The sequence below is a fragment of the Pseudomonas sp. GM17 genome, assembly GCF_000282175.2.
GTDB lineage: Bacteria > Pseudomonadota > Gammaproteobacteria > Pseudomonadales > Pseudomonadaceae > Aquipseudomonas > Aquipseudomonas chlororaphis.
This window is the reverse complement of the sequence record NZ_CP124732.1, coordinates 4,428,380-4,438,832: the sequence shown is the minus strand read 5'-3', so window position 1 is coordinate 4,438,832 and position 10,453 is coordinate 4,428,380. Positions and strand designations below refer to the sequence as shown.

Annotated in this window: 6 protein-coding genes; 5 read left to right on the top strand and 1 reads right to left on the bottom strand. The window is 62.9% G+C overall.

The genetic code is table 11. The annotated features are described in order from the left end of the window. Positions 1–17: 17 nt before the first annotated feature. Genes PMI20_RS19950 through PMI20_RS19930 form a run of 5 tightly spaced genes read left to right on the top strand, consistent with a single transcriptional unit; the run spans position 18 to position 9,169 of the window. A complete protein-coding gene (locus PMI20_RS19950) occupies positions 18–4,799 on the top strand; it encodes an SDR family NAD(P)-dependent oxidoreductase (protein WP_007920501.1) in 4,782 nt (1,593 codons plus the stop codon). A 41-nt stretch (positions 4,800–4,840) separates the two neighbouring features. Further along, on the top strand, positions 4,841–5,677 hold the full coding sequence (fabD, locus tag PMI20_RS19945) for an ACP S-malonyltransferase (RefSeq protein ID WP_007920500.1): 837 nt from the start codon (positions 4,841–4,843) through the stop codon (positions 5,675–5,677). After that, positions 5,674–7,368 (top strand): pyridoxal-dependent aspartate 1-decarboxylase PanP, encoded by a 1,695-nt coding sequence (gene panP, locus PMI20_RS19940; protein WP_284168888.1) that lies wholly within the window; start codon positions 5,674–5,676, stop codon positions 7,366–7,368. Before fabD ends, panP begins: the two co-directional genes overlap by 4 nt. Next, positions 7,365–8,222 carry a 4'-phosphopantetheinyl transferase family protein gene (locus PMI20_RS19935; RefSeq protein ID WP_007932318.1) on the top strand — a complete coding sequence of 286 codons (858 nt, stop codon included), beginning with the start codon at positions 7,365–7,367 and terminating at the stop codon, positions 8,220–8,222. Before panP ends, PMI20_RS19935 begins: the two co-directional genes overlap by 4 nt. Next, positions 8,219–9,169 carry an acyltransferase domain-containing protein gene (locus PMI20_RS19930; RefSeq protein WP_007932317.1) on the top strand — a complete coding sequence of 317 codons (951 nt, stop codon included), beginning with the start codon at positions 8,219–8,221 and terminating at the stop codon, positions 9,167–9,169. The genes PMI20_RS19935 and PMI20_RS19930 overlap by 4 nt, the downstream gene beginning before the upstream one ends. Before the next feature lie 61 nt (positions 9,170–9,230). Here the strand turns inward: PMI20_RS19930 and PMI20_RS19925 are convergent, their stop codons facing one another. Beyond that, on the bottom strand, positions 9,231–10,391 hold the full coding sequence (locus PMI20_RS19925; RefSeq protein WP_007932316.1) for an FAD-dependent monooxygenase: 1,161 nt from the start codon (positions 10,389–10,391) through the stop codon (positions 9,231–9,233). Between the last annotated feature and the right edge of the window lie 62 nt (positions 10,392–10,453).

The following is a 10,453-nucleotide window of genomic DNA, read 5'->3' as shown; positions in this document are numbered from 1 at the left end:
AGTCCGAGGGACAAAACATGCAGCATTCAGCTCACCAGATTTATTTTTGCCACATGGCTTCGTTGCCGTTCACCGCCCTGAGCGCGCATTACCCCGATGCCCAGTGTCATGACTTCAGCGACGGGGCATCCGCTGCCCTGGCGCAGTCCTTTGAACGCCTGTCCGTGGCGTTGCTGGAGCAGGTCCATCAATGCTTGCGCCGTGGCGACAAGCAGCTGCCGTTGGTTCAGGTGATCCTCAGCGAGGAGCAGTTTGCCCAGCGCTCCGGCATTGCCGGCCTGTTTCGCACCATTGCCAGTGAATACCCCGGCTTTCGCGGGCAGGTGATCGCGGTCAATGCCCAGGAGAGCCTGGCAACGCTCACGGCGAAGTTGCGCGGCAACGCGCAGGCGGGCGATCGCCATGTGGAAATCCTTTATCGCGATGACCAGCGGTATGCGCTGGACTGGCAGGAATTGACGCTGCTCGATCATTGCCCCAGCCCTTGGAGGGCCGGGCATGTCTATCTGATTACCGGCGGGCTGGGCGCGGTAGGGCGCCTGTTGATCGAGGAAATTCTGGCCCAGGGGTTCAACAGCCGGGTGATCCTGGTCGGGCGCTCCAGCGTGGACGAACAGGCGCGCAAACAACTGGAGGCCTGGGCGCGTGCCGGTGTCCTGGTCAGTTACCGGCGTACCGATATCGCCGATCCGGAGCAAGTCGATAACTTGATCGGTTGGGTACTGGAGACCTGTGGCCGGCTGGACGGGGTGATCCATTGCGCCGGGATCATTCGCGACAACCTGTTGCTGAACAAGTCAGTCAGTGAGTTCGAACAGGTGCTTTCCCCCAAGGTTCGTGGCGCCGTGAATCTGGACCAGGCGACCCGGACGCTGCCGTTGTCGTTCTTTGCCTTGTTCTCTTCGCTATCGAGCGTGTTGGGCAATGCCGGGCAATCCGATTACGCCGCGGGCAATGGTTTTATGGACGGTTACGCCCGGCTGCGTGCGCAACGGGTGCGTTCCGGGCAGGGGACAGGCCGATCGGTGTCGATCAACTGGCCCTATTGGCAGGACGGTGGCATGCGCATGGAGCCACGGCAGGTGGAGCGCATGTGGCAGGAAAGCGGCCTGCGTGCGCTGTCCACCGAAAACGCCCTCAAGGCTTTCTATCAGGCCTTGGCCCAGGGCGATGAGCAGGTGTTGGTGGTCGAGGGCAATGTCCGGCGCATACGTCAGGTGGCGACGACATTGCATGGTTTCAGTCCATTGGCCGAAGCTCCGGACGTCACACCGCTGGCGACTCCAGTGGCCCGGGGAGAGACCGGGGCCGGGTCGCGTCCTGCACTGCTGGCGCACTTGACCCGATTGGTGGCGCAGGAACTGGGGCTTGCCGAACAGCGGATTCAGGTCGATGCCTTGCTCAGCAAGTACGGTATCGATTCGGTCATGATGATGAGGGTGATCGCGCAGCTGGAAAGTGATTTCGGTTCCTTGCCCAAAACACTGTTTTTTGAGTACCAGACGCTGGCGGAACTGGCCGATTTTTTTGTGGCGCAGCATGCCGAGGTCGTGGCCCGTCGCTGGCCTGCGCCGGGACAGGTTGCGCCGGGACAGGTTGCACAAGGAGAGGTCAAGGACGCGGTTTGCGCCGACGTGCCCGCATTGCCGGTTCAGCCTCCGGCACCGCGTAGTGTCGAGGCGTCCGTGCATGGGCTGGCCGGTGACGCCGAACAGCCGCCGTTGATCGCCATTGTGGCGGTGGCGGGGCGTTATCCCGGTGCTGACTCGGTGGATGAGTTCTGGAAGTGCCTGGCCGAAGGTTACGACGGCATCAGTGAGATCCCGCCCGAGCGCTGGAATGCCGACGACTTCTATGCCCGCACGCCGATGTTGGGCAAGAGCACCTGCAAGTGGGGCGGTTTCCTGGAAGAGGTCGCGGCGTTCGATCCGGCGTTTTTCAAGTTGACGCCGCGGGAGGCCAGCGTTCTCGATCCGAACGGGCGCCTGTTCCTGCAGACGGTTCAACACCTTTTCGACAGCGCCGGTCTGACCCGTCAGCGTATCGCCGAGCGTTACCAGTCGAAGCTGGGGGTGTTCGTCGGCGCGATGTACCAGCAATACAGCGCCGTGGACAGCGATCTGCTCAGTGAGTCGCTGGTATCGATTTCCTCCTACAGCTCGATCGCCAACCGCGTTTCCCATGTTTTTGATCTGCGCGGGCCGAGCCTTGCGCTTGATACCATGTGTTCATCGTCGTTGGTGGCCTTGCACTATGCCCACGAAAGCCTGCTGCGGGGCGAATGCACGGGCGCCATCGTGGGCGGTGTCAATCTGTCGTTGCACCCCAAGAAATACATCGGCCTGGGGGCATCGAACATGTTGGGCAGCGCGCCCGACAGTCGCAGTTTCAGCGACGGCAGCGGCTATCTGCCGTGCGAGGGAGTGGGCGCCGTGCTGCTTCGGCCGTTAAGCGATGCCTTGCGCGACCAGGACGAAGTGCTGGGGGTGATCCGTTCGACCCATGTCAGTCACAGCGGCGGGGCCAGCCATTACGCCACGCCGAACGTCAAGGCGCAGACGGCCCTGATCCGGGAAAGCCTGGCAAAGGCCGGCGTCGCGGCCAACAGCATCAGTTACATCGAAGCCGCCGCCAACGGTACCCCGCTCAGCGATGCGGTGGAAATGCTGGCGCTGCGCAAGGTCTTCAGCGAGCCTGGGGTGGCCTGTGCGATTGGTACGGTGAAATCCAACATCGGGCATGCCGAGGCCGCTTCCGGCCTATCGCAACTGACCAAGGTGCTATTGCAACTCAAGCATCGCAAGTGGCTGCCAACGCCGGGCATCGGCCAGATGAACAGCGATATCGATTGGCGGCAGGCGCCTTTTGAACTGCAATCGACGCTGCGCGACTGGCCACAACCGATCCTCACGGTCGATGGCAAGGAATGTCGCGTACCGAGGCGGGCGGCCATCGACTCGTTTGGCGCAGGCGGAACCTATGCGCATGTCATCGTCGAGGCGTTCGAGATTGCGCAGCCGCAGTGCCCGGCACCGGTACCGCTGGCCACCGAAGAGCAACTGATCGTGCTGTCCGCCGCTAGTCCCTCGTCGTTGCTGTCCCTGGCGACGGCTCACCTGCAGTCCCTGGGCTCGGGCCTGGCCACAAGCCTGGTCGACTATGCGCGCGCCCTGCGCCAACAGCGTGAGGCCATGGACTTCCGGCTGGCGATGGTGGTGTCCGACGTGAGCGAACTGATGCGGAGCCTGCAGGCTTTTTGCGCGGACCCCGAGGACTGGTCGAAACGTGATGGTGTCGGTTTTACAGGGGCTGTCGAGACGCCCGATAGCCGATTGCTGGAAGCTCTGGCACAGGATCGCACCACCGACAGCCTGATCGACGACGCCGTCGGGCAAAAGCATCTGCTCTCGTTGGCGGCGCTGTGGGCGAACGGTATTGATATCGACTGGCGACGTCTGGACGGCAGTGACTGTCATCGCCCGGTGGTTTTGCCGCTTTACCCGTTCGACAAGGTCCGCTGCTGGGTCGGCGCGGCGCCGTCGGCGGCAGAAGCGGGGCCGCAGCCATGGGCCGAGGAAAAGCTGCAAGGGCCGCTGCTGGAGAGGATTCGGCGGATCCTCGCGGAAGTGACCGGACTGCCGGCGACCACCTGGCGCGAGGACCGGGCGTTGAGCGAGTACGGCCTGGGCTCCGCGACCTTCATTCTGTTTTACCAGCGGCTGAGTGCGAGCTTCGGCGAGTTCGCGCTGGCTGATCTGCGTGAGTGCCAGACGCTGAACGACATCGTTCGCCTGCTGGACGCACAGCCGGTTGCCTCGATCGAGTCGCATCCGGTACGCCACCTCAGCCGGCGTTACCCGGAGCTGGTTGCGCTCAACCAGGGCCGTAGCGGGCGCCCGGTGTTCTGGATTCATGCCGGCATCGGTGGTGTCGAGGCTTACCAGGCATTGGCACAGCGCATCGAGCGCCCGTTCTTCGGTATCCAGGCCCGCGGCTACATGAGTGAACGTGCGCCACTCCAGGGCTTGCAGGCGATGGCGACCTATTACTGCCACCTGATCCTGATGCAGCAGCCGGACGGTCCCTATTCCCTGGGCGGTTACTCCCTCGGCGGAGCCCTGGCCTATGAAGTGACGCGGCAGTTGCAGGAGCTCGGTGAAACGGTGGACAGCCTGGTGATGGTCGACAGCCTGGACAGTCACGCCATGAGCGGGGCGGGGGTTTCAACCAAGACGCTTTATCTGCAGAGCGCCAATATCGCCATCGGCGCCTCGTATGGCGACGACCTGGAACAGGCGCTGGAGAACATGATTCACCAGGAACGGATCGACAGTGACGTCAGCGACGATGACTTCCTGCAGGCCCTCGCCGAGCAGGCCTGCCAGCACAGTTCGGATGTTTCGGTCGGCCAGCTGATGCAGCGTATCCGGCATAACGCCAAGGTGCAGTCGGCCTACGACAGCACGAACTTCCAGATACTGCCCTTGCCTCATCCCGCGGCCGTTCGATGCCATTACCTGCACAACCGTGGCGGCAATTACTTCGGTGGTCTGCAACCGTATCTGTTCGTGCGCGGGGAACACAGTGCCTTGGGGCAGGACGACTACGCACAAGGCTGGAAGCAGCAGATGCCGAGCCTTGAAGTCGTCGAGGTGGATGCGTTGTGTCACATGTTGATGCTGTCCACGCAACCGGCCCTGGACCAGATCGGCAGCTATTGCCAAGGGCTGTATGCCAAGACCGACAGGGTAACGCCCGGGTCGACAAAAAACCTGTCGGCGCAATCGGTCGAGGCCTGAGCCGCCAATCGGCGGTCCCTAATGAAAAGGAGTGCATGGAAATGAAAGCCTACATTTTTCCCGGCCAAGGGTCGCAAAGCCAGGGCATGGGTGGCGAGTTGTTCGACGAGTTCGATTTTTATACGCGCATGGCGGATGACATCCTCGGCTACTCGATCAAGGAGTTGTGCCTGAACGACCCGGAGCGCCAACTCAACAACACGCTCTACACCCAACCGGCACTGTTTACCGTCAATACGCTGTGTTACCTGAAGGCCATTCAGGACGACCCCACGCCCGCGGCATGCCTGGCCGGTCATAGTCTGGGGGAGTACAACGCGCTTCTAGCCGCTGGAGCATTCGGTTTCGATGATGGTCTGCGCATCGTCCATAAACGCGCGCAACTGATGAGCAGTGCTTCCGGTGGCGGCATGGCGGCGGTGATCAACTGCGACATCGACAGGCTCCGTGCCTGCCTGAACCAGGGGGGGCTGGATGGCATCGACGTGGCCAACTACAACTCGGACTCGCAGATTGTGATCGCGGGGCTGCAACCCGACCTGGCAGCAGCCTATGGCTTGTTTGACGAGCAGGGCATCGTCTACGTCCCCCTGAAGGTCAGCGCGGCATTCCACTCCCGCCAGATGGCGCCGCTCAAGGAAGCGTTCGCCGATTTCCTGAGGGGTATCGGGTTTTCCCCGTTGCAGGTTCCGGTACTGTCCAATGTCGATGGCGGTTTTTATAGCGACAGCAACCTGGTGGAGCGGCTGTCCGCGCAGCTGTGCAGTTCGGTGATGTGGCGGGATTCGGTGCTGAACATGCGGGCAGCCGGTGTCACGCGGTTCAAGGAGGTCGGCCCGGGCGACGTGCTGACCAAGCTCGTTGGGAAAATACTATGACGCAGCTAGAGCACGGGTTTGAGCGAAGCGTGCCTGGCCGGGTGCGGCAGGGCGAGCCGATGTCGCCGCGCTTGCAACAGCTGCTACGCCTGTTCGGTCCCTCTGCGAACAACGGTAGGGTACTGGAGGAGCTGGAGCGCACTATCGCGGGACATCCAGCCGGCTACTTCAGCAACCCAGGGTTCGGGAGTGACGCTCGGGGGGGGCTGGAGTCGGCGTTCTCCAGCGTCTGTCTCCCGGAGTCGCCCGTGTGCCTCGACGAGCATGTCCAGTACCTGCAGAACCAGGTGTTCAGCCGCGCCACGCCGACGGCCTCGCCGTCATTCATCGGCCACATGACTTCCGCGTTGCCGTCGTATCTGCTGCCGTTGGCAAAGATCATGACGGCGCTGAATCAGAACCCGGTGAAGCTGGAAACCTCCAATGCCTTCACGCCGCTGGAGCGTCAGGTACTCGGGATGCTGCACCGGCTGATCTATGGCAATGACGAGGATTTCTACCGACAGACGTTGCACAGCGGCGAGCATGCCCTGGGGGCATTCTGCGCAGGTGGGACCACCGCCAACATCACGGCCCTGTGGGCCAGTCGCAATAACCTGCTGCCCGCCGACAAGGGGTTCGCGGGCGTTGCCCGGGAGGGGCTGGCCAAGGGGCTCAAGCACTACGGTTACGATGGTCTGGCCCTGCTGGTGTCCGAGCGCGGTCATTATTCATTGAAAAAAGCGGCCGATCTTCTCGGCATTGGCCAGGACCAACTGATTGCCGTGCCCACCGATGGCGCCGAGCGTATTCGCATCGATGCCTTGCAACGCTGCCTTGAGCGGTTGCGCCTGGACAATATCAAGCCGCTTGCGCTTGTAGGGATCGCAGGGACCACCGAAACCGGGGCTATCGACGATCTCGATGCCATGGCCGATGTGGCCGCGCAGGCGGGTTGTCATTTCCATGTGGATGCGGCCTGGGGGGGCGCGAGCCTGATGTCGGATCGACAACGCCCCTTGTTCAAGGGAATAGAACGCGCCGACTCGGTGGTTATCGATGCGCACAAGCAGCTGTATGTGCCGATGGGGGCCGGCCTGGTTTTTTTCAGGCAGCCGACGCTGACCGCCGCGATCAGCCAACATGCCAATTACATCGTGCGCAAGGGCTCCAAGGACCTGGGGCGCCATACCCTGGAAGGCTCGCGCAGCGCGATGGCGATGTTGCTGTACGCCAACCTGCACCTTCTTGGGCGTCAGGGATATGAGCAGTTGATCGATCACGGCGTCGACAACGCCCGTTACTTTGCCGACCTGATCAAGCAGCAGGACGACTTCGAGCTGCTCAGCGAACCGCAACTCTGCCTGCTGACTTATCGTTATGTCCCGTCGCTGGTCATGCAGGCCTTGCACAAGGCTGACGCTGCAAAGGTGGACGCTTTGCAGGAATGCCTGGATGCGCTGAACGACGATATCCAGGAGCGGCAACGGGATGCCGGACGCTCCTTTGTCTCGCGTACCCGGTTGACGCCGGAGCGCTGGGCAAACCGCTCGATCAGTGTCTTGCGCGTGGTGCTGGCAAACCCGCTGACGACTGCGTCGATACTCCAGGAGGTTGTCCAGGAGCAACGGGCACTGGCGCTCGGCAGCCGGTTTCTGCCGCGGTTGCTGGCCTTGCTGGCTCAAGGACCACAATCTTCGGTCACGGTATGAGGCATATCGGTCAGGTCGATGCCCTGCATGAGCGGCTGGAATTGCCCCGGGGGCAGATCCACCTATGGATGGCAACGTGCAGCGAAATCGAGCCGGCGCTGTTTGAACGCTATCGCCAGGAGTTGCTCTGCGAAGAGGAGAGGGCGATCGAGTCGACCTTTCATTTTGCCCATGATCGTCGGCAATACCTGATCACCCGTGCCCTGGTGCGTTGTGTACTTTCGCGCTACAGCCTGCGGGCCGCGGCGGATTGGCGGTTCGGCAAGACGGCGCACGGCCGCCCGACGATTCTGTGCCCGTCCGATGAGGAGCGTGAGCTGTCGTTCAACATTTCCCATGGCGCGGGAGTGGTGCTGGTCGGGGTGATGAAGGGCGGCCAGCTGGGGATCGACACCGAGTCCTATGAACGGCGAGATGACTTCGTCGCCATCGGCCAACGCTGTTTCACCGCGGACGAGGTGTCGACACTCGATCGCCTGGCGCCGGCGCAACGATGGCAGCGCTATGTCGGCTACTGGACGTTGAAGGAGGCCTATGTCAAGGCCACCGGCGCGGGGCTGGCGACGGCACTCGACTGCTTCGGCTTCCGGATGCCCGACGACGAGCGAATCGACTGCCGGTTCGACGATCCCGCGCAACAGGCCGCAGGCTGGCATTTCAGCCTGCTCGAGCCGAACCTCACGCATGTGGCCGCGGTGTGCTGTTCGGGGCATGGGGACGGCGCGCCGCATTTGCTGTTGCGGCGCATCTGTCCCCTGGCCAGCGAATATTTTGCCGATTTCACCTGTCTGGCCCGATCAGTCCGGATGCCGACTGCCGGGCCTGTGCATTTCTTGAAGAGTCAGAACCCATGACCCAACGCAAAACCATTTTCATGTACCCCGGACAAGGGTGTCAGTACTTCCACATGTGCAAGACCCTGTTTGTTCACGACACGGTTTTCCGTGACAGCCTCAAGCGTCTTGACCGCTGGGTGGAAACCGAAATCGGCGGGTCGCTCATCGAATATGTGTTCGACGACCGGGTCAGTGCCCTGGTCCCGTTCGACGCCACCCTTTACTCCAACCAGGCGGTCTTCTGTTTCGAATATGCCTTGACCCAGTCCCTGCTCGCGCGCGGTGTCTATCCCGATGTGCTGTTGGGCGCGAGCCTGGGGGAGGTCGTGTGTGCCGCGGTGTCCGGGGCGCTGAGCCCCAGGGAGTGCATCCAATTGCTGGCGGCCAGCGCCCGGGTGCTGGCGCGGACCTGCGAGCGGGGAGGGATGCTGTCGGTCTTCGCGCCGCCAAGTCTGTTCGACGAAGACCGGCTGTTGCACGACAACTGCGAGATCGCATCGGTGTCTTTTGACCGGCACTTCGTGGTCGCCGGAACCCGCGCGCGGATCGAGCGGGTCGAGGCGCACCTCAAGGCCGGCAACCATATCACCAGCCGCTTGCCGGTCGAGTATGGGTTTCATTCGTCCGCCATCGATCCCGCCCGCTCGGCGTTGCGCGAGCAATATGGGAACAGCGCGCCGGGCCACCCCTTGGTGCCGGTGTTCTCCTGCCAGAAAAAAGCGCTTATCCGCGCCTACGAGGCCGAGCATTTCGATGCGGTGCTCAGGGAGCCGATTCACTTCAAGGAAACCCTGGCCATCCTGGAGCGGCAGGGCCCCAATCTCTATGTGGACGTCAGCCCCTCCGGAACCTTGTCGACGTATTGCAAGTACATCCTGGTTCCCGGCTCGGCGTCCGGAACGGTGCCGGTCTACACGCCGTTCTCGAAGCACCAGAGCCTCGACCCCGGGCTCTGGATGCTGTAGCGCGCCGGCGAGCTGACCAGGCAGGCGCGCGCGTGTCGCTCCTGCCCGGCCCGGTCGCGGCCTAGGTGGGGAGTTTGAACGACAGCAAGGCCAGATTCTTCTTGCGCAAGCTGCTCTGCGGCGTCAGGCGCAGATACCGCTCGCGCAGCCAGCACAGAAACCTGGACTGCGTCTGCTCGATACCGCTCATCGAGCGTGCGGCCTTGACCACGTCATTGGCGCGCGGCAGGCGGATCGCCTCATAGGTCGCCAGTGCCGCGGGAAGCTCGGGGTTTCGCGCGATGCAGTCGGCCAGCACTACCGCGTCCTCGATAGCCTGCGCCGCGCCCTGGCCCAGGCTGGGAAGCATCGGATGGGCCGCATCCCCCAGCAATGCGACATGAGCGTCGCAGAACTGGGTGACGGGGTCGCGGTCCCGGGCATGCACTTTCAGGATCCTGGCTGGCGGCGTCGCCTCGATGGCGGCCAGCACTTCCGGTGCCCAGCCGGAGTAAGCCTGCAGCACTTCATATTTGCTGAGGCTCTGCGCCGCCAGGGCTGCATCGGGCTGGTTACAGGTGCCCCACCAGTACACATGCCCGTCGCCAACATCGCACAGGCCAAACCTTTTACCCTGGCCCCAGTAGTGGGCCACCGTGCCCGGTGTCGTGGCCGGTGCCTCGAATGGCGTCACCGCCAGCCACGCGATGTAGCCCGATGAGCGCACGCAGGTTTCGCCCAGCATCTGGCGGCGGACCATCGAGTTCAGGCCGTCTGCGCCGATCAGCAGGTCGGCGGTGTGACAGGCGCCGCCATCGAACGCGACACTGACGCCATTGGCAAGATGGGTATATCCGGTACAGCGTCGTCCGGTGCGGATCGTGCCGGGCGTGAGCTGTCCGGCCAGTGCCTTGAGCAACAGGGGGCGCTGGATGTTTACACTGGGATGTCCCAGTTCTTCGCCGACCTCATGGATGGGTAAACGAGTGATGGTGCGTCCGTTCTTGTCCTTGAAGTAGAAATGCCGGATCGCCTGGCCGGCTTCCGCCACCGGTCCGTGGGCGTCGATCGAATGCAGCGCCGCCATGGCATTCGACATCACGGACAAGCCGCTGCCCTCGGTGCGCAATGCCTGGGCGGCCTCGAACACCTCGACCTGCCACCCTGCGCGTTGCAGGGCAATGGCCGCAGTCAGGCCGCCGATTCCCGCGCCGACAATGATCGCTTTTCTGGATTGAGTCATATCTGTTGAACCTGGTTGGCCCGGCACCGGTCCGGGTCTGGAAAGAAAACGAGACCGCGCCA

What these genes read in the sequence shown, in the direction of transcription:
- PMI20_RS19950 (WP_007920501.1), top strand. Translation starts at nt 18, where the DNA reads ATGCAGCATTCAGCTCACCAGATTTATTTTTGCCACATGGCTTCGTTG.
- fabD (WP_007920500.1), top strand. Translation starts at nt 4,841, where the DNA reads ATGAAAGCCTACATTTTTCCCGGCCAAGGGTCGCAAAGCCAGGGCATG.
- panP (WP_284168888.1), top strand. Translation starts at nt 5,674, where the DNA reads ATGACGCAGCTAGAGCACGGGTTTGAGCGAAGCGTGCCTGGCCGGGTG.
- PMI20_RS19935 (WP_007932318.1), top strand. Translation starts at nt 7,365, where the DNA reads ATGAGGCATATCGGTCAGGTCGATGCCCTGCATGAGCGGCTGGAATTG.
- PMI20_RS19930 (WP_007932317.1), top strand. Translation starts at nt 8,219, where the DNA reads ATGACCCAACGCAAAACCATTTTCATGTACCCCGGACAAGGGTGTCAG.
- PMI20_RS19925 (WP_007932316.1), bottom strand. Translation starts at nt 10,391, where the DNA reads ATGACTCAATCCAGAAAAGCGATCATTGTCGGCGCGGGAATCGGCGGC.